Source organism: Leisingera sp. NJS204, assembly GCF_004123675.1.
Taxonomy (GTDB): domain Bacteria; phylum Pseudomonadota; class Alphaproteobacteria; order Rhodobacterales; family Rhodobacteraceae; genus Leisingera.
The window spans coordinates 1,666,196-1,689,909 of the sequence record NZ_CP035417.1 but is presented as its reverse complement, the minus strand read 5'-3'; the positions used below and the strand labels follow the sequence as shown (position 1 = coordinate 1,689,909).

Here is a 23,714-nt window from a genome sequence, read left to right as displayed (position 1 = left end):
AGACATGGAAAGCCTGTTTGAATTCCTCGTTGCCGCTTTTCTGGTGATCGCCGGGGTCTTCGGTTTTGTCGGCTCTTTCGGGCTGCTCAAGCTCAACGATCCGATGTCGCGCCTGCACGCCCCGACCAAGGCCACCACCCTGGGCGTCGGCGGCGTGCTGCTGGCCTCGATGCTGCATGCGGCAGCGTTTGAGAAATACTTCTCGGTGCATGAGCTGATGATCACTTTGTTCCTGTTCCTGACTGCGCCGATCACCGCCAATTTCATTGCCAAGGTGCATATCCACCGGCAAGAGAGCCGCGACACCATGCCCTCGGCGGGCGAGGATGACCATTGGGCCACCCATGACACGCCAGAGGACGAGGAACGCAAAAACGCCGGCCGCACGGAAACGCCCCGGTAAGGGCAGATTGATGTGCGTTCCGGCCCGCTGCAAAGGCTGGACAAGATATGGATTCTTCGCGACTTCCCCTGACCCGCGATCTGGTGCTGGTCGGCGGCGGCCACACCCACGCGCTGGTGCTGCGCAAATGGGGCATGCGGCCCCTGCCCGGCGCCCGTCTGACGGTGATCAACCCCGGCCCCGCTGCGCCCTACTCCGGCATGCTGCCGGGATTTGTGGCCGGACATTACGTGCGTGACGAACTGGACATCGATCTGGTGCGTCTGGCCCGGTTTGCCGGCGCCCGCGTGGTGCTGGGCGCGGCGGATCATATCGATACCGCAGCCCGGCTGGTGCATGTGCCGGGCCGCCCGCCCATCGCCTATGACGTGGCCTCGGTTGATGTCGGCATCACCTCTGCCATGCCGGACCTGCCGGGCTTTGCCGGCTACGGGATCCCAGCCAAGCCGCTGGGACGTTTCGCCGCCCGATGGGACGCGTTCCGCGACGGTGACACCCCCGCCCATGTCGCCGTGATCGGCGGCGGCGTGGCGGGGGCAGAGCTGATCCTGGCGATGGCCTTTGCTCTCAGATCCCGCGGCCGGCTGGCGCAGGCAACCCTGATCGACAGCGGCCAGGCCTTACGCGCGATTGGCAAAAAGGCCCGCCAGACACTCCGCCGCGCTTTGGTCGAACAGGGCGTCCGGCTGGAGGAGAACGCGAAAATCGAGCGCATCCATGACGGCTATATCGTGCTGGAAGACGGGCGCGAGATCCTGTCGGACTTTACCACCGGTGCCGCCGGCGCCCGCCCTTATGGCTGGCTCGCAGACAGCGGCCTGGACCTGCAGGACGGCTTCATCCGGGTCAGTGACACCCTGCAAAGCTCCGCCGCCAACGTCTTTGCCGCCGGCGACTGCGCCCAAATGGACTTCGCCCCGCGTCCCAAGGCCGGCGTTTACGCAGTGCGCCAGGCGCCGGTGCTCTATCACAACCTGCGCAGCACCCTGACCGGCGATCCATTGCGCAAGTACCGCCCGCAAAAGGACTACCTGAAACTCATCTCCATGGGCGCCAGGGAGGCGCTTGGCGAACGCTTCGGCACCACCCTGGCCGGCCCCCTGATGTGGACCTGGAAAGACCGCATCGACCAGGCCTTCATGGAGAAGTTCCGTGACCTGCCTGCAATGGACGCGCCGCCCCTTCCGGCCGAACACACACTGGGCATGGAGGCCGCACTTGGCGACAAGCCCATGTGCGGCGGCTGCGGCGCCAAGGTCGGCCGCGACGCGCTGCTTGGCGCGCTCGCAGGACTTGCGCCTGCGGACCGCAAAGACATCACCCCGCTGCCCGGCGACGACGCCGCACTTCTGACCACCGGCGGCGTCAATCAGGTGATCAGCACCGACCATTTGCGCAGCTTCACCAGCGACCCGGTCCTGATGACCCGCATCGCAGCCGTGCACGCGCTTGGCGACATCTGGGCGATGGGGGCAGACCCGCAGGCCGCCACCGCCAACCTGATCCTGCCGCGGATGTCACCAGGCCTGCAGGCCCGGACCCTGCAGGAGATCATGGATGCCGCCTCGGACGTCATGCAGCAGGCCGGCGCCGCCATAATCGGCGGCCATACCTCGCTGGGGGATGAGCTGACCATCGGGTTCACCGTCACCGGCCTCTGCCCCCGCCCTGCCATCACCCTGGCGGGTGCCAAACCGGGCGACGCGCTGATCCTGACCAAACCCATCGGCTCCGGCGTGCTGATGGCCGCGGAAATGGCGGGCCTGGCCAAGGGGGAATGGGTCGCCGCCGCGCTGGCACAGATGAGCCAGCCGCAGGGCAAAGCCGCCCGCATCCTGCAAGACGCCCGCGCAATGACCGACGTGACCGGCTTTGGCCTGACTGGCCATCTGCTTGGCATCTGCGAGGCCTCCGGCGCGGGCGCAGAAATCTTCACCAGTAAGATCCCCCTGATGCAGGGCGCCGCTGAACTGGCGGACCGCGGCATCCGCTCGTCGCTGTTTCCCGCCAATCAAGCCGCTGTACCGGAACTGAAAACCACTGGCTGGCAGGACCTGCTGTTCGACCCTCAAACCGCGGGCGGCCTGCTGGCAGCGGTCGCCGCGGATCAGGCTGATGATTTGCTGAACCGGCTGCGCGCAGCCGGATACCCGGCACTGCGCATCGGCAAGGTAACGTCAAGCCCCGGCGCCATCACCCTCAGTGCCTAGCGGCGCCTGGCGAACAGGGGCCAGCCCCTCTTGGCCCTGCGGACCAATTCACCCCGGGGTATTTTCAACCAGAAAGAAGCCCTGTTCCGGTGCTTCACCTTTGTGAAAATACTCCTGTCCCGCTGCCTGGCAGGCGGCTTTGCCGCCGGGTGCGCAGGCACGCTGCGCGCCAGCGCAGCGCCGCGCCCAACGGGAGCGGGGCATCTTTGATGTGCCGGCGACGGGCGGGAGCATCGTTTGTCAGAGACTGGACATGATCGCCGCCACCTGCGCCGCTGCGGCATCCAGGCCTGCGTCATCCAGCGCCTCTGCGTCGACAGTGGCAGCAACCTCTGCGCCAATAGCCGTGCGGGACTTGCGGTAGGCGGGGTCATAATGTTCGGCCATCAGCGCCTCGGTCAGCCCGGCTTTGTCGCCCTTGGCAATGCTGGTGAACCAGCCATCAACAACCGCGCCTGAGCGATACGCGCGCAAGGGGGCCAGCTTTTTGCGCAGACCGTCCGCGTCTGACAGGATGTCGTCATAAGCCGCCACCAAATAGCGGCAGCGGGCCGCAACCGGCACCTGCAGGTCAATCCTCGGTGCCTGCTTCATTGCCGCCCAGACCGAAGGCGGAATGATCCGCTGGCCGACTTTGCTCGATTCCGCCTCCACCAGCACCGGGCGGCTGGGGTCCAGCCGCATCAAGGCGCCCGCCAGGGCGGATTCAAACCCCTTCTGCGACGGCTGCGGCGTCGGCATGTCCCCCAAGAGCGAGCCGCGGTGATTGGCCAGCCCCTCCAGATCCAGCACCTGCACGCCCAGAGCACCGGCCCGCTTCAGCACTTCGGTCTTGGCCGATCCGGTATAGCCGTCCAGCGCCACCATCCGATGCGGCAGTGCAGTCTGATACAGCGCCATATTCACCAGACGGCGGTAGGTCTGATAGCCGCCCTCCACCACCTCGGCGCGCCAGCCGATCTGCTGCAGCATCCAGGTGAAGGACCCCGACCGCTGACCGCCGCGCCAGCAATAGACCAGCGGTTTCCAGCCGCCCTCATGGTGGCTCAGATGCTGCTCGATGTGGTTTGCGGCATTGCGGAACACCAGCGCCGCGCCCAGCTTGCGCGCCTTGAACGGGCTGTCCTGCACATAGATGGTGCCGACCTCGGCGCGTTCCTCATTGTCCAGCACCGGCAGGCTGATTGCGCCCGGCACATGGTCCTCGGCATATTCCGCCGGGCTGCGCACATCGATCACGGTGTCGAACCCGTGGGCATAGAAGTCTTGCAGGGAGGTGAATTTCAGCGCCATGGCCCATGCCTACCCCGCGCCTTCGGCAAGGAAAAGCCGCAAATGCCGCAGTTGCGGCAATAAAACTTGCACGTACTGCGCACAGGGCAGTATGGCAGTCAGGGTGAACAGACCCGCGGGCAGAAGGCCCGAACCAGCAGACCGGCCCCAACAGGCCGGCAAGGACCAGAAGGCCATGGACAGCGACCCTTTGGACATTCACACCCTGCCCGGCCACCTGATCCGGCGGCTGCATCAGATCTCGGTCGCCCAGTTCATGGAACGGATGGCTGAGGAAGATGCCGACCTTACCCCGGTGCAGTTCTCTGCCCTGGCCGCGATCCACCGCCATCCCGGCATCGACCAGGCCTCGGTTGCCGGGCTCATCGCCTATGACCGGGCCACCCTGGGCAAGGTGGTGGACCGGCTGGTGGAGAAGGGGCTGGTGGCCCGCGGGATCTCCAAGGCAGACCGGCGGGCGCGCGAGGTCAGCCTGACCGGCGAAGGCGAAGCATTGCTGCAACGGATCCTGCCGGTTGTGCGGGCCGCCCAGCCAGGCATCCTGACGGGCCTTACGGATTCGGAACGCGAGATCTTTGTGGCCCTGCTGCAAAAGGCGGCCATCGCCGCCAACGGCCTGAGCCGCGCGCCGCAGCGCGACCTGCCGTCCCGCCAAGCAGCCGAGTAACCTCAGATCAGCCGGCCGCGCGGGATATCCCCGTCCTCAAACGGCTCAATCAGCTCCGGCCCGCTGGCCCGGTTGGAGTTCACCGCCGGATCCACCCGGTGGAAATCCAGAATGCCCGCCGCCCCCGGCTGCATCAGCCGCGCGGCACCTGGGCCGTCCTCGCCCAGCCATCTGCCCCAGTCCTGCGGTTCCAGGATCAATGGCATCCGGTGGTGGATAGGCGACAGCGCCTCATTTGCCGCGGTCGTGACAATGGCGCAGGTCTTGACCGGGTCTTCCGCTCCCCAGCTCTGCCAGATGGCGGCAAAGGCCAAGGGGGCTGCGTCGCTGCGGCGGATGTACCACGGCAGCCGGGCGCCATCGCCTGCTTTGGTCCATTCATAAAACCCCGTGGCCGGGACCAGGCAGCGCCGTTTGCGGCAGGCGGCGGCAAATGCGGGTTTTTGCGCGATGGTTTCCGCGCGGGCATTGATCAGCAGCGGCCCGGCGGTCTCAGCCGTATACCACTGCGGCAGGAACCCCCAGCGCATGGGCACCAGCTGGCGGCCCCCCTCCCCGGCCTGCACCGCATGCACCGTATTGGTGGGGCAGACATTATAATCAGGCACATCCGGCAAAGTGTTCGCAGGCTGCGCTGCAAACAGCTGCGCCATTGCATCATTGGGCAGGGTTATGGCAAATCGTCCGCACATGCTGATTTTCTAACCCAGGACTGCCCCCGCGCAAAGTGTCTGCGCACATCCGGGAAGCAGCCGCCCTGACACCAAGAGACGGATAGGCCTCATGACTCTTCAGAACGACCTCCAGGCAGCGTTCGGCTTTCTCAATCAGGGCAAGTTCAAACAGGCGCTGAAACAGTCCAAAGCCGGGATGAAACGGCACAAGACCCATCCGGATTTTCCTAACATCGCGGGCATCTCCCTGTCCGGGCTTGGCAAACACCGTGATGCGGTGCCGCATTTCAAAAAGGCGCTGGCCCTGGCGCCCGGCTTTCATGACGCCCGCAAGAACCTGGCGCAGACGCTTTTGTTCCTGCAGCAGGGCGGGACCGCAATGAAACTGCTGGACCGGGTGCTGGCGGATCTGCCCGATGATCAGGGCGCGCTGTATCTGAAAGCGCAGGCGCAGCTGGTGCAGAATGATCCCGAAGCGGCCATCGCCACGGCAAGCGACGCGCTCGCCCGCGATGGCAAACAGCCGCGGATGCTGCGGCTGCGCGCCATGGCCTGGAAGAACCTGGGCGATGAAAAAGCCGCGCTGGAAGACTATCAGGCCACCCTGCGCCTGAACCCTGATGACGTGGATGCGTTGACCAATATCAGCCTGCCGCTGGCCCGGCTGATGCGGCAGGACGAAGCCACAGAAGCCGCGCAAAAGGCCGTCGCCCTGGCGCCCGAAAACCTGGAGGCACGGCGGCGGCTGGCCAGCCAGCTGATCTCCAACGGAGAGTCGGATGCCGCCCGCACCCATTGCCTGGCGATACTGGATCTGGACCCCAAGGACAGCCAGGTGCTGGAAATGCTGGCCCGGCTCAACAGCCGTGAACAGAACGCAGAGTTGCTGCCGGTGGCGCAAAAGGCGCTGAAAGCGGCCGCGCCGCGCTCGCTCGACCGCGCCAACGTCAGCTTTGCCCTGGCCCGGATAGCCGATCAAGGCGGCGACAAGGACGGCTTTGCCGCCCACAACGACGAGGCAAACGCCTGTATGGCGGCGCAGAACCCCTATGATTACGAGGACAGCGAACGCCAGTTCAGCCGCATCATGGCGGCCTTCCCGGAGGCGATCCCCCCGGCCGAAACTGAAGTTGACGGCCCGCGCCCGATCTATGTGGTGGGGATGCCGCGTTCCGGCACCACGCTGACGGAAACAGTGATCGGCCTGCACCCGGATGTGTTTCCCTTGGGCGAGCGCGGCGTGCCGGCCTTCCTGCTGCATCCCTATATCGACAAGGGTCTGGATTTCCCCCCCGAGGCCGCCCGCAATTTCGTAGCCGAGGACATCAGCCGCCTGCCGCAGATGCCCGAGGGCACCGCGGCCTATGTCGACAAAATGCCCGACAATTACCGGCTGCTGGGCCATCTGCTGACCGCCTACCCGGATGCACGGTTTGTTCATCTTTGCCGCGATCCGCGCGATGTGGCGCTGTCGATCTGGCGCGGCTATTTCTCCGGCAGCTCGCTCACCTATGCCTATGATTTGAAGGCCATGGCGCACCGGTTCAACCTTTATGGCCGGCTGATGCAGCACTGGCGGCAGGTGATGCCGGGGCGGATCTATGACCTGCGCTATGAAGATTTCGTTGCCGGTATCGAGGGTCAAAGCCGCAAGCTGGCGGACTTCTGCGGACTGACTTGGGTCGAGGACATGGCCCACCCGGAACGCCACGAGGGCCAGGTTCTGACACTGTCGAACACCCAAGTGCGGCAGACGGCGCACACGCGCTCAATCGGCAAGTGGGAGAAATACGCCGATGTCCTGGCGCCTTTCATCGACGGATTGGACCCGGAGATATGGCCGGAAATCAAAGGGTAAACCGGCCTATTTCGTATAAGCTTTACGCGCCAATTCCAGCCGGGCATCCATCATCGACATCTCTTTCAGGATCTCCTGCCGGCGGCTGCGGTCGCCGGCCTCGCGCAGCTCTGCCCGCAGGCGCTGCAGCTCGCGCGACAGGCTCACAAACTCCGGCACCCCGCCGCTTTCGCGCACCAGCCGGTTGACCAGTTCATTCTCCGGATCATCGCAGTCCGGCAGAGGCCTGCCGGCGCCTTGCAAATTGTCAAAGGCGCCATCCTTCTCGGCGGCTTCGATCCGGGCATTGATGAGGTCGATCAGCGGGTGGTCCATGACCCGCATTCTGCCATGCCCCCCTGCCACCCGCCAGCCCGTTTACGAACCGCCGGCATAGGTTAACAGTCCCCGAAAATAATGCGGCAGCCCCCCTGCCCGAATGTTTCGCGCGCGAAACATTAGATCCGGTTCGGACCTAGTTGACAGCGCCTATTTCATCCGCGATATCCGCCCGTCGGTATAGGGCGAATACGGGCCTTGCGCCGCCAGATATCCTGCCAGCACATCGGCCACATCAGGGCCAAAATCATAGGCATTCTTGTCGTCGCCCTCGAACATCGCATAACCGTCGCCGCCGTTGCGGACATAGTCATTGGTGACCACAAGGTATCTCTTTGCCGGATCAATCGGCACAAAACCCCCGCCCTCGGCCACCATCACTTGCCTGATGCGGCCCTCGTTCGGCGCAGCTGAGGCGTCCCAGCTGAATGTAAGGCCTGCAACCTGCGGAAAGCGGCCCTTGACCTCCTCCACCTGGCTGACCCCGTTTTCCAGCGCTTGGATGAGGGTTGCGCCGCTGATCTCAAAGGTCGACAGCGTATTTTGAAACGGCAGGATGGTCAGCACTTCGCCCATGGTGACGGCGCCGGCATCCAGACTGGCGCGAATGCCGCCGGAGTTGGCAATGGCAATGGTCACGCCCTGATCCCGCACGTGGTCCAGCATCGCATCAGCCACCAGATTTCCCATCTGGCATTCCTGCACCCGGCAAATGTCACGGTTGCCCTCAACCGGTGCGGCCGTTTCCGCCACCACCTTGTTGCGGATCTCATCCAGCGGCTGCGCCAGTTCGGCAATCCGGTCCAGGGTGGCCGCATCTTCGCTGACGGCGGCATCCATGATCAATGGCTCACCTGAGGCGCTGATCACATTGCCCGCATCGTCGAAGGTCACGCTCAATTCACCCAGGAACTTGCCATAGGCATAGGCCTGTACGATCTGCACCCCGTTAACCACGGTTGGGTACGGGCCAGCGGCCTTGTCCGACCTGTTGGACAGGTAGGTGTTACTGTGGCCGCCGACGATCACATCCACCCCGGTGGTTTCCGCCGCCACCCGCTGGTCGATGCCATAGCCGGAATGGCTCAGCACCACGATCTTGGTCACGCCTTCCGCGGTCAGCCTGTCGACCTCTGCCTGCACCGCCGCCACGGGGTCGGAAAAATGCACGTTCTTACCGGGGCTTGCCAGCTCATGCGTATCTTCGGGCGTCAGGCCGATAAGGCCGATCTTCTCGCCGCCGCGCTCGATCACCGTGGATTTCTTCAGCACATCCGCCAGCGCCGGTTCGCCCGAGACATCAGCATTGGACATCAAGACGGGAAAGCCCACCGCATCCATGAAGCCGCGCAGCACCTCCGGCCCGTCGTCAAACTCATGATTACCGACGGTCATCCCGTCATAGCCCAGCTGGGTCATGAATTCCGCCGCGGCCTTGCCCTTGTAATAGGTATAGAACAGCGAACCCTGGAACTGGTCGCCGCCATCCACCAGAATCGAATGCTCCGCCCGCGCCCGCGCCTCCGCGATGGCCGTCACCAGCCGCGCGGTGCCGCCGAAACACTTGCCTTCGGCCTGATCCTCACCGTCGCAGGTGCTGTCGTATTTGTTGATCGGCTCGAACCGCGCGTGGAAATCGTTGGTGTGCAGGATGGTCAGCTTGTACTCCGCCGCCACCGCGCCGGCTGTGAGGGTCAGGGCTGCAACCGACGTGAGAATGCGTGCAATCATTTGGGGCGCTCCTGTTGATCTGTGTTGGGAAAATCCTGCGCCCAAAGCCTGCGCCGGTCAAAGGGGAAAAGCCAGGCCGCCGCCTCCCCTTGCGTCAGCTCTGCGCGGCTGCCGCCGCCAATCCCCCTTGATTCACCCGCAAACACAAGGCATCAGGCCGTCATGCTGATTTACAAGATTTTCCGGGCGGACGAATGGGCCGCACTGCAGGCGGCGGGCGAAACCACTGGCGCGCCGATTGATGTGGCGGACGGTTACGTCCATTTCTCCACCGCAACCCAGGCGGCGGAAACCGCGGCCAAGCATTTTGCCGGTGCCGAGGGGCTGACCCTGCTGGCCTGCGACGCGGACGCGATGGGGGCGGACCTGAAGTGGGAGATTTCCCGCGGCGGCGCCGAATTCCCGCATCTCTACCGCAATATCCGACTGAGCGATGTGGTCTGGGCCAAACCGCTGCCGCTGGCGGAGGGCGTGCATCAATTCCCGGAGGAGATGGCATGAAGCTGACCGAGAAACTGGCACTGGCCGCCCTGCACAAGACCGATCCGGAAACCGCCCATGGCCTGTCAATCAAGGCGCTGACCATGGGGCTGGCGCCTGCCCCCGGCCCGGTGACTTCGGCGCGGCTGGGGACCACACTGGCAGGCATTGATCTGCCGAACCCGGTGGGCCTCGCCGCAGGCTATGACAAAAACGCCGAGGCGTTGGCGCCGCTGGCGAAGTCCGGATTTGGTTTCATCGAGGTCGGTGCTGCCACCCCGCGCCCGCAGCCCGGCAACCCCAAGCCGCGCCTGTTCCGCCTGACCGAGGACAAGGCGGCGATCAACCGCTTCGGCTTCAACAACGAGGGCATGGAGGCGATCGCTGCCCGGCTGGCGCAACGTCCCCGCGAAGCCGTCATCGGCCTGAACCTCGGCGCCAACAAGGACAGCGAGGACCGCGCGGCGGATTTTGCCAAGGTGCTGGCCCATTGCGGTGCGCATCTGGACTTTGCCACTGTCAACGTGTCCTCCCCCAACACCGAAAAACTGCGCGACCTGCAGGGCAAGGCGGCGCTCACGGCTTTGCTGGCAGGCGTCATTGGGACCCGTAACCGACTGAGCCGCCGGGTGCCGGTCTTCCTGAAGATTGCCCCGGATCTGGACCGCGAAGGCATTGCGGACATCGCCGCCGTTGCCTTGGAATCCGGCATCGACGCGGTGATTGCCACCAACACCACCCTGTCGCGCGACGGTCTGCGAAGTGCCCATAAGGGTGAGGCCGGCGGTCTGTCCGGAGCGCCGCTGTTTGAAAAATCCACCCGGGTGCTTGCGCAGCTGTCGGAGCTGCTGGAGGGCCAAGTGCCGCTGGTCGGTGTCGGCGGTATCAGCACGGCGGAGCAGGCCTATGCCAAGATCTGCGCCGGGGCGTCAGCGGTGCAGTTCTACACCGCGATGGTCTATGGCGGGTTGTCGTTGGCCGGAGACATCGCCCGCGGGCTGGACGCGCTGCTGGCGCGGGATGGCTTTGACAACGTCGCACAGGCGGTTGGCACCAAACGGAAGGATTGGCTGTGATTACTTATTGGCATTACCCGAAATGCTCAAAATCCCGCGCGGGCCTTGCGCTGATTGAGGAGCGCGGCGCGGATGTGCAGACGCGGGTGTATCTGGAAGATACGCCTTCGGTCCAGGAGCTGAAGACCGTATTGGCCGCACTCAATGTGCCTGCGGTGGAGATGGTACGGACCGGCGAAAAAGTCTTCAAAGAGCTGGGCCTGACCAAGGACAGCACCGAGGAAGAGCTGCTGGCAGCCATGGCCGCGAACCCGATCCTGATCGAGCGCCCGATTGCGATTAAGGATGGCAAGGCTGTGATCGGACGCCCCACCGAGGCGATTGAAACGCTGCTGTAAGTGGCGGCTGCGGGCCAATAGGCCCGCCCTGAATACTCAAATGCCCACCTGCGCCTCCAGCCGCGGATAGCGCAGGCCCAGCGTGACGCCGCGGGCGATGTTCAGCACGATCAGCGCGGCCCAAAGGCCATGATTGCCAAAGGCTGGAACCAGCAGCAGCAGCGCCGTCACATAGATGGCCACCGATTGCAGCATCGCCCACCGCATATCGCGGGTCCAAGTGGCGCCGATATAGATGCCGTCGAACATGTAGCTCGCCACGCTGAGGACCGGCAGCACCGCCGCCCAGACCAGAAACACCCGCCCCGCCTCGCGTACTTCCGGCGACGTGGACATGAGGTCGATCAGCCAGGGGCCGCCGAGTGCAAAGGCAATGCCAAGCAGAACCGCCCCGCCGACGCCCCATTGCGAGGTGATCACCGCCGCACGGCGCAATCTTTGGCGGGCCTTGGCACCGACGGCACCGCCCACCAGCGCTTCGGCAGAGAAGGCAAAGCCGTCCAGCGCAAAGGCGGTGATTTCGACAAACTGCAGCAGGATCTGATTGGCGGCGAGGTTCACATCGCCGATGCCGGAGCCGATGAACAGGAAGGTGGTAAAAGAGCCGGTCAGCAGCACCGAGCGCACCATGATATCGCCATTGACTTGCATCATCCGCTTCAGCCGCGCCGGGTCGAACACCCGCGCCCAGTCGCGCCATTGGTCACCGGCAAAGGCATCACGGCACAGGTACAGCCCCAGGGCCAGCCCGGTCCATTCCGCAATCAGCGTGGCAATGGCAACGCCTTCGACACCCCAGCCAAGACCTAGCACAAACCACAGGTCCAGCACGATGTTGAGCCCGTTCATCCAGACCTGCAGCAGGAACACGCCGCGGGTGCGCTCGACCGCGATCAGCCAGCCGGTGACGGCATAAAGCGCAATCGTGGCAGGCGCCCCCCAGATCCGGATCTGCAGGTAGTCCCGCGCCAGGTCTTCGACCTCGGCACTGGCGGGCGCCAGCGCAAAGGCGCCCCAGAACACCGCACCTTGTGCAATGATGAAAACGGCACCGGCCGCAAAGGCCAGCAGCAAACCGCGCGTCAGAAGGGCGCCTGTCTCAGCCCAGTCCCCGGCCCCGCGGGCCTGCGCCGCAAGGCCAGTGGTGCCCATGCGCAGGAAACCGAAGATCCAATAGATCGTCGCCAGGATCACCGCGCCAATACCAACCGCACCTATCGGTGCGGCCTGGCCCATCTGTCCCACGACGCCGGTATCCACCGCACCCAGGATCGGCACCGTGGCGTTGGACAGCACAATCGGCAAAGCGATTTTCAGCACCCGTTTATGGGTGATCTCATGGCCGACGCTGGTCATCGGGTCAGCCTTCGCCGTTCTGATCCTGCGGCATCAGGAAATGGCCGGTGGCCTGGGCGAACAGCTTGTCCTTGTGATCCTGCCAGGCCTCTACATGCACCGAGGCATAGCGGCGCCCTGACCGGTTCACCCGGGCGCGGGCATAGGCATCGCGCGGCAGGCCTGAGCGCAGGTAATCGACGGTGAAGTCGATGGTCTTGGGCTGGCGCGGCAGGTTGCCCTTGGCCATTTCCGCCGGATCCAGATCGCCGGATTCGATGCGCTGCCACAGGTGCGACCAATTGAGCGTGATCATCGCGGTGATTTCCAGGAAGGCCGCTGTCACCCCGCCGTGAATGGCGGGCAGGAACGGGTTACCGATCAGCTTGTCATCAAAATTCAGCTGCGCCGTCAGCTCATCTCCGCGGCGCTCAAATGTCACGTTCAGAAAGCGGATATAGGGCACCGAATCCACCAGCGCCGACAGGGCCGCATCGCGGCGCTGCTTGACCACCTGGATCGGTTCTGGACGGGGGCGGCTCAAAACTTCTTCTCCACGGTAAAGGCGCCCGCGGCGGTGGCGACGGGGCGGTCTGTGTCCTCGTCCATCGCCACGGCGCGGACAAAGGCGACGCTGCGGGTGATCTGGTGGCAGGTGGCGCGGGTGGTAATCGCCTGTCCCGGCGTTGCCGGGCGCATGTAATCGATGCGAAGATCGATGGTGGCAGTGCCGCCCGGCGCCGAAGGATGGCTCATCACTGCGGCGCCGCAGCAGGTGTCCATCAGCGCCGAGACCGCGCCGCCGTGAATGACGCCGGTTGCGGGGTCGCCGATCAGCTTTTCATCATACGCCATGCGGATTTCGGCAGTGCCGTCGCTGATCTCAGTCAGCTTCATGCCCAATTGCTGGGCATGGGGGATCGCTTCGATGAACTGGCGCGCGAGGTCGGTCTTGTCGGCCATGGGGCTGCCCCTTTGGATTGTCTGCTTCATCTTTGGCCCCGCCCCGGCGAAAGCGCAAGAGTGCCGCCGCGGAGGTTGCACTGTTCGCTGCAAGTGCATAGGTTCCCGGCAAGGGAGAAGACGGATGACCGACAACAGATTGTCATTCAAAGAAATGTGCGCCGAGTTCGAGGTTACGCCGCGGACGCTGCGCTACTATGAATACATCGAATTGCTGCAGCCGGACCGCGAAGGCCGGTCGCGTTTCTATGGCGCACGGGAGCGGGCGCGGATGAAGCTGATCCTGCGCGGGCGCAAGTTCGGCTTTCAGCTGGAAGAGATCCGCCAGTGGCTCATGATCTATGAAAAAGAGAGCAATGACGCCCAGAACCATGCATTCATGGAAATGGCTGACCGTCAGCTGGTGGAACTGGAAAAGCAGCGTGAACAGATCAATGAGGCCATTGAAGAGCTGAGCGAGCTGCGCGAAAGCACCCGGGCGCTGCTGAAGTAATCTCCTTCGACATCTATCCTAAGCCAGTCCCGTTTTAATAAGCCGGGCAAGCGCCTGCCCGCGGGGCGGGTGCCGGACTGTTTTGCCTGCCGCTTTCCAGCAGCCAGGCAGCGCTGTATTTTTAATGTGATGCCAGGCTGCAAGGGCGTCGGCCCTTTGGGGCGGTCTCTCGTGCTATGCGCCGCAAAGCACGGCCGGCAAGCGCTTGCCTGACGCCTTGGTTTTGATTCCGGGCTGCTGGATTCGTCTGCAAAACATTCCTTTCAAGGCTTCGGAACCTTGCTCTGGCGAGGGCACCAATCCGTAACGCTGCGTCACTTTATGTTCGTTTTACGAACCTTTCACTCAGCCCAAAGTGACGCAACGTACAACTTACGTAAACGTAAAGTCAGTCTTGATCGAAAAGCCGGATGCGCCCAGCTTGGTCCTGCACCAAGCCGTAAGAGTAACGATGATGACTGAGAAAACCATGACCATCCGGGAGATGTGCGAGGCATATGACGTCACGCCCCGCACGCTCCGGTTCTACGAGGCCAAGGAACTGCTGTTCCCGATCCGCGACGGCCAGAAGCGGTTGTTCACCAAACGCGACCGCGCCCGGCTGAAGCTGATCCTGCGCGGCAAGCGGTTCGGGTTCAGCCTGGAGGAAATCCGCCAGCTGCTGGATCTGTACCATGCCGGTGACCAGCAGGTGACCCAGCTCACCAAGACCTATGAGGTCGGCCGCGAGCGGCTTGCCGATATGGAGCGCCAGCGCGAAGAGCTGACCGAAGCGATCGAGGACCTGAAAGACCAGCTGGCCTGGGGCGAAAAGATGATCGCCTCGATGCGGGCCAAGCAGGAGGCCGCCCAATAGGCAGCCGCCCCGCCCTATTCCGCCGGCCTGCCCGGCACCGACCCTAAGCAACAAGACCCCTGAAGAGGACCGCAATGCCTTCTTATACAGCCCCCGCAAAAGACGCCCAGTTCATCCTGCATGACGTTTTGAAGGTGTCCGGCAGCGGCACCCCCGGATACAGCGAACTGGAGCCGGATTTTACCGGCGCTGTGCTGGAAGAAGCCGGCAAGATCGCCAGCGCAGTGCTGCACCCCCTGAATGTGGTGGGCGACACCGAGGGCTGCCGGCTGGAAAACGGCGTGGTCTATACGCCCAAGGGCTTCAAAGAGGCCTTTGAGCAGGTCAAGGAAGGCGGCTGGACCGGGCTGGATATGCCCGAGGAGTTCGGCGGCCAGAACATGCCCTATGTGATGGGCACCGCAGTGGGGGAGTTTTTCTCCTCTGCCAACCAGGCGTTCACCATGTACCAGGGCCTGACCCATGGCGCCGCCTCGGCTATTCTGGTGCATGGCACGGACGAACAGAAAGCCACCTATCTGCCCAATATGGTCAGCTGTCAGTGGACCGGCACCATGAACCTGACCGAACCGCATTGCGGCACCGATCTGGGCCTGATGCGCAGCAAGGCAGAACCGCAGGGCGACGGCAGCTTCAAGATCTCGGGGCAGAAGATCTTCATCTCCTCGGGCGATCACGACATGGCGGAAAACGTCGTCCATCTGGTGCTGGCCAAAATCCCCGGCGGCCCCGACGGCATCAAGGGCGTCAGCCTGTTCATCGTGCCCAAGTTCCTGGTGAATGAGGACGGCTCGCTGGGGGAGCGTAACGGCGTCTCGGTCGGCAAGATCGAAGAGAAGATGGGCATCCACGGCAATTCGACCTGTGTGATGGATTATGACGGCGCCACCGGCTGGCTGCTGGGCGAAGAGCATAAAGGCATGCGCGCCATGTTCACCATGATGAACGAGGCCCGTCTGGGGGTCGGCATGCAGGGTCTGGCCCAGGCCGAGGCCGCCTATCAGAACGCGGTCGAGTACGCCAAGGACCGGCTGCAGGGCCGCGATGTGACCGGCGCCAAAAACCCGGACGGCCCCGCCGATCCGCTGATTGTGCACCCGGATATCCGCCGCTCTCTGATGGACCAGAAAAGCTTTGCCGAGGGCGCGCGCGCGTTCCTGCTGTGGGGTGCCACCCTGATCGACCAGGCGCACCGTGCGGACGACAAGGACGCCGACGGGCTGATCTCGCTGATGACGCCGGTGATCAAGGGTTTCCTGACCGATCAGGGCTATGACATGACCGTGCAGGCGCAGCAGATTTACGGCGGCCACGGCTACATCGAAGAATCAGGCATGTCGCAATACACCCGCGATGCCCGCATCGCGATGATCTATGAGGGCGCCAACGGCGTGCAGGCGCTGGACCTGGTGGGCCGCAAGCTGGGTCAGCACGGCGGCAAATACGTGCTGGCGTTCTTTGATCTGGTAAAAACGTTCTGCCAGGAAAACAAAGATGTTTCAGAGGCTTTCGGCAAAGACTTCATTGATCCGCTGAAGGCCGCATCCAAAGACCTGCAGGCAGCAGGCATGTATTTCATGCAAAACGGCATGAAGGATCCCAATCACGCGCTGGCGGGCTCTTACGACTTCATGCATCTGTTCGGGCAGGTTTGCCTGGGCCTGATGTGGGCAAAGATGGGCAAGGCCGCGCAGGAAGCGCTTGACGCTGGGTCTTCTGACGCGGCGTTCTATGAGACGAAACTCGCAACCGGCCGGTACTATATGGCACGGCGGCTGCCCGCGACCAAACTGCACCTGGCCCGCATCGAAAGCGGTGCTGATACGGTGATGGCGCTGGACGCAGACGCTTTCTGATGCCTTCCGGGCGTTCCCGTGTCGGGAACGCCCAACGCAACCCCGACCGGTGCTTTGACATGCAAAGGACCACATGATGCCGAAACGTTTCCGCCTGACCCGCCGTTTTCCGGTTGCAATGACCGAGGACGGCTATCGCAAGCTAAAGAAGTTTGCCCAGGAGGCGGGGCTGGATGAAGGCGAGGCGCTGTCATTCCTGTTCGAGAATTTCGACAGCGTGACGGATTATGAAAACCTGAGCCACCGGCTGCGGCTGTTCAACGCCGAGCTGGAGGCGCGCAAAAGATAAGGCCCGCAAAGCGGCCAAAGGGAGAAAGATGACCGAGACGCGCTCCGCATGGATGACGGATGAGCATCAGATGCTCGCCGGAATGACGGCCCAGTTCATCACCAATGAATGGGCGCCCAAGTTCGAGACCTGGCGCAAGCAAGGCATGATGGACCGGGAGACCTGGAACCAGGCCGGGGACCTCGGCCTGCTCTGCCCCTCGATCCCCGAGGAATACGGCGGCGCCGGCGGCGACTTCGGCCATGAGGCGGTGATCCTGATGGAAGGCAGCCGCGCCAATCTGGCCAGCTGGGGCCAGGGCATCCATTCCGGCATCGTCGGCCACTATATCCTGGCCTATGGCACCGAAGAGCAGAAACAGCGCTGGCTGCCCAGGATGGTCAGCGGCGAACTGGTCGGCGCGCTGGCGATGACGGAACCGTCCACCGGATCAGACGTGCAGGCGATAAAGACCAAGGCGGTGCGGGACGGCAATGCCTACCGGCTGTCGGGGCAGAAGACTTTTATCACCAACGGGCAGCACGCCAATCTGATCCTGGTCGCTGCCAAGACCGACCCGGCAGCGGGTGCCAAGGGTGTCTCGCTGGTGGCGGTGGAAAGCGATGGTGCAGCGGGCTTCAGCCGCGGCCGCAACCTCGACAAGATCGGCTGCCATGCGGCGGACACATCCGAGCTGTTCTTTGACGGCGTGGAAATCCCGCCGGAGAACATTCTGGGCGGCGCCGAGGGTCAGGGCTTTTATCAAATGATGAAGCAACTGCCGCAGGAACGGCTGATCATCGCCTGCGGCGCAGTGGGCGCCATGGAAGGTGCCGTGGACCGCACCATTGCCTATTGCAAGGAACGCGAAGCCTTTGGCGGTCCGATCCTGCAGTTTCAGAACACGCGGTTTAAACTGGCGGAATGCCTGACCAAAGCCAAAGTGGCGCGCGCCTTTCTGGATGACTGCATTGCCGAGCATCTGGCGGGCAAGCTGACGGTTGAGAAGGCAGCGATGGCGAAATACTGGATCACCGATACCCAGGGCGAGGTGCTGGACGAGTGCCTGCAACTCTTCGGCGGCTATGGCTACATGCAGGAATATGCGGTGGGTGAGATGTGGGCAGATGCCCGGGTGCAGCGGATCTATGGCGGCACCAATGAAATCATGAAGGAGCTGATTTCAAGGACGCTGTAGGCGCAGGAGCCGCGGCGGAGCGGCGGGAGGCTGATGATGGGATTTGAGTATTTGGGGAAAGATGAAGGCGAAAGAGTGCCCCTGCCCCCAGGCCGGCGCCAAATGGGCAGGGACGTCTTCAGCTTTCACGGCCATCGGCTCTCCAGCCTGTACCGCAGGTCAAAGATAGCAAACAGGAAGACGCAGCGGGTTAATGCTGCATCATCTTTCCAAAAATACTCCACGGGGGCGCGGGGGTGTGAAACCCCCGCTCCACCAGCAGACACAGGGAACAGCAGATGACAATAAAACTGCACTGCTTCGGCGAAAGCGGTCATTCCTACAAGGCGGCGCTTGCGCTGGAACTGTCGGGCCTTGCCTGGGAACCGGTCTTTGTCGATTTCTTCAGCGGCGCGCACCGCACCGACGATTACCGCGGCCTGAACGTGATGGCCGAGGCGCCGGTGCTGGTGGACGGCGATGTGTGCCTGTCGCAGTCCGGCGTGATCCAGCAGTATATCAGCGACAAGACCGGCAAGTTCGCAGGCCGTCCGGAAGACAAGTACGAGATTCTGCGTTGGGTGCTGTGGGACAATCACAAAATGTCCAGCCAGGCCGGCATGACCCGCTTCCTGATCAACTTCCTGCCGGAAAAACACCGGCCGCCGGAAGTGATCGCTTTCATGCAGGGCCGCCTGAAGGCCGCATATGCCACATTGGAACACCACCTGAAGGGGCGGGAGTGGATTGTGGGGGAGGATCTTAGCAATGCTGACATCAGCTGCTGCAGTTATCTGTATTACCCCGAACCCTTCGGCTTTGACCGGACCGAGTGGCCTAATATTGACGCCTGGCTGACCCGCATCAGCGCGGTTCCAGGCTGGAAACACCCCTATGATTTGATGCCCGGCAACCCGTCGGACCGGGCGTGAGGAGAGCAAAATGACTGATGCATATATCTATGACGCCCTGCGCACCCCGCGCGGCAAGGGCCGCAAAGACGGCAGCCTGCATGAGGTGACCTCGGTCCGCCTGTCGGCCCTGACGCTGAACGCAATAAAAGAGCGCAACAACCTGGAAGGCCATGCGGTCGAGGACGTGATCTGGGGTAATGTCACCCAGGTGATGGAACAGGGCGGCTGCCTGGCGCGCTCGGCGGTTCTGGCCTCGGACCTGGACGAGCGTATTCCGGGCCTCGCCATCAACCGCTTCTGTGCCAGCGGCATGGAAGCCGTGAACCTGGCCGCAAACCAGGTGAAGGGCGGCGCAGGCGATGGTTACATCGCGGGCGGTGTTGAGATGATGGGCCGGGTTGCCATGGGCAGCGACGGCGCGGCGATTGCCGTGGACCCGAGCCTGGCAATGGACACGTATTTTGTGCCGCAGGGCATTTCCGCGGATATCATCGCAACTGAGTATGGGTTCACCCGTGATCAGGCGGATGCGCTGGCGATGGAGAGCCAGCGCCGGGCCAAGGCCGCGTGGGATGATGACCGCTTTGCCAAATCGGTGATCACGGTGCGCGACCAGAACGGCTTGGCGATCCTGGATCACGACGAATACATGCGCCCCGGCACCGACATGCAGGCGCTGGGTTCGCTGAACCCGGCGTTCCAGATGATGGGCGAGCAGATGCCAGGTTTCGACAAAGTGGCGATGATGAAATACCCGCATCTGGAGCGGATCAACCATATCCACCATGCGGGTAACTCATCCGGTATTGTGGACGGGGCTGCCGCGCTGCTGATCGGCAACAAGGAATTTGGTGAGAAGCACGGGCTGAAACCGCGCGCCCGGATCAAGGCAACCGCCAAGATCGGCACTGACCCCACCATCATGCTGACCGGCCCGGTGCCGGTGACAGAAAAGATCCTGGCCGACAACGGTATGAAGATCAGCGATCTGGATCTGTTTGAGGTGAACGAAGCCTTTGCATCCGTCGTGATGCGCTTCCAGCAGGCGTTTGATGTCGACCCGGAACTGGTCAACGTCAACGGCGGTTCCATTGCCATGGGCCACCCGCTGGGTGCGACCGGCGCGATTATCATCGGCACCCTGCTGGATGAGCTGGAGCGGCAGGACAAGGAATGCGGCCTCGCAACCCTGTGCATCGCATCCGGCATGGGCGCGGCCACCATCATTGAGCGCGTCTGATGCCGAAACTGGACCTTTCCCAACTGCCCTGGCGGACCGGATCGGGCTATCCCGGTAAGCTGGCGGCCTCGACTGAAGGCCGCAGCGTGCAGCCCTTGGGCGATCCCGGCGGCCTCACCCAGTACGGCGTCAACATCGTGCGGCTGGAACCCGGCGCAGCGTCGTCATTGCGCCATTACCATATGGAACAGGACGAGTTTGTAATGGTGACCGAGGGCACCTGCACCCTGATCGATGATCAGGGCGCGCATGAGATGCTGCCGGGCGATTGCGCCGCCTTCCCTGCGGGGGATGAGAACGGCCACCATCTGGTGAACCGCTCGAGCAAGCCTGCCGCCTTTCTGGTGGTGGGCACCCGTACCGCCACCGAGACCGGCTATTACAGCGATTTGGACATGATGGTGAAATTCGCAAACGGCGATTTCAATTTCACCCGCAAGGACGGCAGCCCGCTGACGGCTGACCAGACCGGAGAAGACACATGAGCGATTTCAAATACGACGTGGACGCAGACGGCGTCGCAATCATCACCTGGGACGCGGAAGGCAAGAGCATGAACGTCCTCACCCGCGAGGCCTTTGGCCTGGTGGAGGAATACGTGGACCGCGCGCTGGAAGACGAGGCCGTCAAGGGTATCGTGATCACGTCGGCCAAGAAGGATTTTGCCGGCGGCATGGACCTGAACGTGCTGGCGACGATCCGCGAAGAGTCGGGTGAGAATCCCGCCCAAGGGCTGTTCGACTTCACAATGGGCGGCCACCGCATCCTGCGCAAACTCGAACTTGCCGGCATGGATCCCAAGACCAAGAAGGGCGGCAAGCCGGTGGCCTGCGCCATCAACGGCACCTGTGCCGGCATCGGCACCGAGATTGCGCTGGCCTGCCACCACCGGGTAATGACCAGTAACCCCAAGGCCAAGATCGGCCTGCCGGAAATCATGATCGGCATCTTCCCCGGCGGCGGCGGCACCACGCGGTACTCCCGCATGGTGGGTGCCATGGCGGCAGCGCCTGTGCTGCTGGAAGGCAAGATGCTGGACCCGAAGAAGGCCAAGGGCGCGCAGCTGATCGACGCGGTTGCAGATGATGCGCTGGCCGCAGCCAAGGAGTGGGTGCTGAATGCCAAACCTGCCGATCTGGTCAAGCCGTGGGATGCCAAGGGTTACAAGATGCCGGGCGGCGCGCCGTATCACCCCGCTGGTTTCATGACCTTTGTTGGCGCTTCGGCGATGATCAACGGCAAGACCCAGGGCGCCTTCCCCGCGGCCCAGGCACTGTTGTCTTCGATCTATGAAGGGGCGCTGGTTGACTTTGATACAGCCCTGAAGATCGAAGCGCGCTGGTTCACCCATGTGCTAATGAACCCGTCGTCCTCGGCGATGATCCGCAGCCTGTTCCTGAACAAGCAGGCGCTGGAAAAAGGCGCTGTGCGGCCCAAGGATGTGCCGGACCAGTCGGTGAAGAAAATCGGTGTACTGGGCGCTGGCATGATGGGCGCAGGCATCGCGCTGGTCTCGGCCCAGGCCGGCATGGAGGTTGTGCTGATCGACCGTGATCAGGACGCCGCCGACAAAGGCAAGGCCTATTCCGCCGCCTATATGGACAAGGGCATCAAGCGCGGCAAAGCGACTGAGGAAAAGAAAGAGGCGCTGCTGGCACAGATCACTGCGACCCCGGATCTGGACGCGCTGAAGGGCTGCGACCTGATCATCGAAGCGGTGTTCGAGGATCCGGGCGTCAAGGCCGAGATGACCCGGAAGGTTGAGGCGATCATTCCCGACGACTGCATCTTTGCCTCCAACACCTCGACCCTGCCGATCTCGGAGCTGGCCAAGGCCTCCAGCCGCGCAGATCAGTTTATCGGCATCCACTTCTTCTCGCCGGTTGAAAAGATGTTCCTGGTGGAGATCATCAAGGGCAAGGAAACCGGCGACCGCGCGGTAGCCAAGGCGCTGGACTACGTGCGCCAGATCCGCAAGACGCCGATTGTGGTCAATGACGCGCGCTTCTTCTACGCCAACCGCTGCATCATTCCTTACATCAACGAAGGGGTGCGGATGATCGCCGAGGGTGTCTCGCCGGTGCTGATCGACAACGCCGCGCGCCAGCTGGGCTTCCCGGTGGGGCCGATCCAGCTGACCGATGAGACCTCGATTGATCTGGGCGCCAAGATCGCCCGCGCAACCAAGGCGGCGATGGGCGATGCCTATCCCGAAAGCCCGTCGGATGATCTGATTTTCTGGATGGAAGAACAGGGCCGTCTGGGCCGCAAAGCCAACGCAGGCTTCTTTGACTATGACGACAAGGGCAAGCGCGTTGAATACTGGAAAGGCCTGCAGGAGAAATACCCGCAGGCGTCCGAACAGCCCGAGCTGATCGAAGTCCAGGAACGGCTGATGTTTGCGCAGGTGCTGGAGGCGGTGCGCGCACTGGAGGAAGGTGTGCTTATGGACATCCGCGAAGGCGACGTGGGCGCGGTTCTGGCCTGGGGCTTTGCGCCATGGTCCGGCGGCCCCTTAAGCTGGCTGGACATCATCGGCACGCCTTACGCAGCTGAACGCTGCGATCAGCTGGCCGCGCAGTACGGCGAACGCTTTGCCTGCCCGGATCTGCTGCGCGACATGGCGAACAAGGGCCAAAGCTTCTATGGCCGTTTCGACCCGGAGAAATCCGCCGCCGCCTGACGGCAACGGTAACTGCAACGGAAAACACAAAACGGCCAGGGCATTCCCTGGCCGTTTTTTACTGCTCCGAATGGTGTGCTGCCTGCTCAGTTTAGCGGCGGATGGTCCCGCTCAATTCAGCGGTTGCTGATATTGGGCCGCAGCCGAGGCCGCGCCAGGCGCGCCCCAGCGCTCTTCCTCGGCCATCATCGACAAGACCAGACCGCGCGCCTCATCCGGCGGCAGCACACGGTAAGTGCCTTCTTCGGTAAAGATACGCCCGCACATCAAGTTGACTGGCGCGGCTGCGAAACCCAGCATTCCGGCCTCCAGGTAAATCACCTGATCCTGGGCAAACCGCGGCGTGACCAGCTCCAGCTGCGCACCGGGATGCATCCGGCGGATCCCCCGGTAACCCTCCAGCGCGGCGGCGGGCACAACCGCAAAGGGGTCACCCTGAACATCCTCCACCAGATCGCTCTCCAGCAGCACGCCCTGATCCGGCATCAGCCACAGCGGCACCCGGTTCATCAGCGCATCACGCGGCACCAGCAGCGGACAGCGGGCCGGATCCAGATCGCCGTCGCCCGGAACGATGGTTTCGCGCTGCAGTTCCACAATCTCCTGCATGCCATGATCGAATGTCAGCACTTTGTCGCCTGGCGTCAGCGCTTCAACCGGGCGCCAGCCCAGGTTCGAGGCCACATGCGTGCCAGCCAGAAACCCGCCCTGCCCGACGGAAACCAGTGGAAAACCGCTGTTCAATGCCCGTCCCATAGAGACCTGCGAACGTTTCAGAAGCCAATCCAGCATCCGGTTTCCTTTCCTGCGGCCCAGGCATTCCCAGGCTGGCCTCAACTTTCACGCTTTGGCAAATCCCCGTTGGCCGATCCGCCCCGGGG

24 protein-coding genes are annotated in these 23,714 nt (G+C 63.2%); 16 read left to right on the top strand and 8 right to left on the bottom strand.

All coding sequences use genetic code 11. The features are described from left to right. The first annotated feature begins 4 nt into the window (after nt 1-4). Together ETW24_RS08330 and selD are read left to right on the top strand one after the other, a co-directional pair. Entirely contained in the window at nt 5-403 is a 399-nt protein-coding gene (locus ETW24_RS08330; protein ID WP_129370597.1) for a Na+/H+ antiporter subunit G, read from the top strand. Between the two features lie 47 nt (nt 404-450). Then, nucleotides 451-2,613, top strand: a complete 2,163-nt coding sequence (gene selD, locus ETW24_RS08325; protein WP_129370596.1) for a selenide, water dikinase SelD — start codon at nt 451-453, stop codon at nt 2,611-2,613. A gap of 240 nt (nt 2,614-2,853) precedes the next feature. Here selD and mnmH read toward each other — a convergent pair whose 3' ends face one another. After that, nucleotides 2,854-3,906: a tRNA 2-selenouridine(34) synthase MnmH gene (gene mnmH / locus ETW24_RS08320; protein ID WP_129370595.1), complete on the bottom strand. Its 1,053-nt coding sequence runs from the start codon at nt 3,904-3,906 to the stop codon at nt 2,854-2,856. Nucleotides 3,907-4,081: 175 nt separating this feature from the next. On the opposite strand from mnmH, the gene ETW24_RS08315 reads away from it, so the two are divergent. Then, a complete protein-coding gene (locus ETW24_RS08315) occupies nt 4,082-4,573 on the top strand; it encodes a MarR family winged helix-turn-helix transcriptional regulator (protein WP_129370594.1) in 492 nt (163 codons plus the stop codon). A gap of 2 nt (nt 4,574-4,575) precedes the next feature. Here the strand turns inward: ETW24_RS08315 and ETW24_RS08310 are convergent, their stop codons facing one another. Beyond that, a complete protein-coding gene (locus ETW24_RS08310) occupies nt 4,576-5,265 on the bottom strand; it encodes an SOS response-associated peptidase (protein WP_129370593.1) in 690 nt (229 codons plus the stop codon). 91 nt (nt 5,266-5,356) lie between these two features. Between ETW24_RS08310 and ETW24_RS08305 the strand changes: the two genes are divergently transcribed. After that, nucleotides 5,357-7,105: a tetratricopeptide repeat-containing sulfotransferase family protein gene (locus ETW24_RS08305; RefSeq protein ID WP_129370592.1), complete on the top strand. Its 1,749-nt coding sequence runs from the start codon at nt 5,357-5,359 to the stop codon at nt 7,103-7,105. A 6-nt stretch (nt 7,106-7,111) separates the two neighbouring features. Here ETW24_RS08305 and ETW24_RS08300 read toward each other — a convergent pair whose 3' ends face one another. Further along, entirely contained in the window at nt 7,112-7,420 is a 309-nt protein-coding gene (locus ETW24_RS08300; protein WP_129370591.1) for a J-domain-containing protein, read from the bottom strand. Between the two features lie 153 nt (nt 7,421-7,573). Continuing rightward, nucleotides 7,574-9,154 (bottom strand): bifunctional metallophosphatase/5'-nucleotidase, encoded by a 1,581-nt coding sequence (locus ETW24_RS08295; protein WP_129370590.1) that lies wholly within the window; start codon nt 9,152-9,154, stop codon nt 7,574-7,576. 162 nt (nt 9,155-9,316) lie between these two features. Here ETW24_RS08295 and ETW24_RS08290 point away from each other — a divergent pair, with 162 nt between their 5' ends. The 3 genes from ETW24_RS08290 to arsC are packed head-to-tail and all read left to right on the top strand — an operon-like array spanning nt 9,317 to nt 11,048. Next, nucleotides 9,317-9,655 (top strand): DUF952 domain-containing protein, encoded by a 339-nt coding sequence (locus ETW24_RS08290; RefSeq protein ID WP_129370589.1) that lies wholly within the window; start codon nt 9,317-9,319, stop codon nt 9,653-9,655. Next, nucleotides 9,652-10,710: a quinone-dependent dihydroorotate dehydrogenase gene (locus tag ETW24_RS08285; protein WP_129370588.1), complete on the top strand. Its 1,059-nt coding sequence runs from the start codon at nt 9,652-9,654 to the stop codon at nt 10,708-10,710. The genes ETW24_RS08290 and ETW24_RS08285 overlap by 4 nt, the downstream gene beginning before the upstream one ends. After that, entirely contained in the window at nt 10,707-11,048 is a 342-nt protein-coding gene (gene arsC / locus ETW24_RS08280; protein ID WP_129372878.1) for an arsenate reductase (glutaredoxin), read from the top strand. The genes ETW24_RS08285 and arsC overlap by 4 nt, the downstream gene beginning before the upstream one ends. 36 nt (nt 11,049-11,084) lie before the next feature. On the opposite strand, the gene ETW24_RS08275 is transcribed toward arsC, so the two are convergent. The 3 genes from ETW24_RS08275 to ETW24_RS08265 are packed head-to-tail and all read right to left on the bottom strand — an operon-like array spanning nt 11,085 to nt 13,346. Next, a complete protein-coding gene (locus ETW24_RS08275; protein WP_129370587.1) occupies nt 11,085-12,404 on the bottom strand; it encodes an MATE family efflux transporter in 1,320 nt (439 codons plus the stop codon). 4 nt (nt 12,405-12,408) lie between these two features. Next, a complete protein-coding gene (locus tag ETW24_RS08270) occupies nt 12,409-12,927 on the bottom strand; it encodes a PaaI family thioesterase (RefSeq protein ID WP_024089720.1) in 519 nt (172 codons plus the stop codon). Further along, entirely contained in the window at nt 12,924-13,346 is a 423-nt protein-coding gene (locus ETW24_RS08265) for a PaaI family thioesterase (protein WP_129370586.1), read from the bottom strand. Before ETW24_RS08265 ends, ETW24_RS08270 begins: the two co-directional genes overlap by 4 nt. Nucleotides 13,347-13,470: 124 nt before the next feature. On the opposite strand from ETW24_RS08265, the gene ETW24_RS08260 reads away from it, so the two are divergent. From ETW24_RS08260 to ETW24_RS08220, 9 genes are all read left to right on the top strand, one after another. Then, complete coding sequence (locus tag ETW24_RS08260) at nt 13,471-13,839, top strand: MerR family transcriptional regulator (protein WP_129370585.1); 369 nt, start codon at nt 13,471-13,473, stop codon at nt 13,837-13,839. Between the two features lie 454 nt (nt 13,840-14,293). Then, nucleotides 14,294-14,695 carry a MerR family transcriptional regulator gene (locus ETW24_RS08255; RefSeq protein ID WP_129370584.1) on the top strand — a complete coding sequence of 134 codons (402 nt, stop codon included), beginning with the start codon at nt 14,294-14,296 and terminating at the stop codon, nt 14,693-14,695. A gap of 74 nt (nt 14,696-14,769) precedes the next feature. Beyond that, nucleotides 14,770-16,551 carry an acyl-CoA dehydrogenase C-terminal domain-containing protein gene (locus ETW24_RS08250; protein WP_129370583.1) on the top strand — a complete coding sequence of 594 codons (1,782 nt, stop codon included), beginning with the start codon at nt 14,770-14,772 and terminating at the stop codon, nt 16,549-16,551. A gap of 76 nt (nt 16,552-16,627) precedes the next feature. Continuing rightward, the gene (locus tag ETW24_RS08245; protein ID WP_129372877.1) at nt 16,628-16,840 is read left to right on the top strand and encodes a hypothetical protein; all 213 of its coding nucleotides are present in this window, start codon (nt 16,628-16,630) and stop codon (nt 16,838-16,840) included. Nucleotides 16,841-16,868: 28 nt separating this feature from the next. Next, nucleotides 16,869-18,017 carry an acyl-CoA dehydrogenase family protein gene (locus ETW24_RS08240; protein WP_129370582.1) on the top strand — a complete coding sequence of 383 codons (1,149 nt, stop codon included), beginning with the start codon at nt 16,869-16,871 and terminating at the stop codon, nt 18,015-18,017. A gap of 278 nt (nt 18,018-18,295) precedes the next feature. Further along, a complete protein-coding gene (locus ETW24_RS08235; protein ID WP_129370581.1) occupies nt 18,296-18,928 on the top strand; it encodes a glutathione S-transferase family protein in 633 nt (210 codons plus the stop codon). 10 nt (nt 18,929-18,938) lie between these two features. Beyond that, nucleotides 18,939-20,150 (top strand): acetyl-CoA C-acetyltransferase, encoded by a 1,212-nt coding sequence (locus tag ETW24_RS08230; RefSeq protein WP_129370580.1) that lies wholly within the window; start codon nt 18,939-18,941, stop codon nt 20,148-20,150. Further along, on the top strand, nt 20,150-20,635 hold the full coding sequence (locus ETW24_RS08225; protein WP_129370579.1) for a cupin domain-containing protein: 486 nt from the start codon (nt 20,150-20,152) through the stop codon (nt 20,633-20,635). Before ETW24_RS08230 ends, ETW24_RS08225 begins: the two co-directional genes overlap by 1 nt. Beyond that, nucleotides 20,632-22,833 carry a 3-hydroxyacyl-CoA dehydrogenase NAD-binding domain-containing protein gene (locus ETW24_RS08220; protein ID WP_129370578.1) on the top strand — a complete coding sequence of 734 codons (2,202 nt, stop codon included), beginning with the start codon at nt 20,632-20,634 and terminating at the stop codon, nt 22,831-22,833. Before ETW24_RS08225 ends, ETW24_RS08220 begins: the two co-directional genes overlap by 4 nt. 111 nt (nt 22,834-22,944) lie before the next feature. On the opposite strand, the gene ETW24_RS08215 is transcribed toward ETW24_RS08220, so the two are convergent. Next, nucleotides 22,945-23,625, bottom strand: coding sequence for a Hint domain-containing protein (locus tag ETW24_RS08215; RefSeq protein ID WP_129370577.1), 681 nt, complete (start codon nt 23,623-23,625; stop codon nt 22,945-22,947). Nucleotides 23,626-23,714 lie beyond the last annotated feature (89 nt).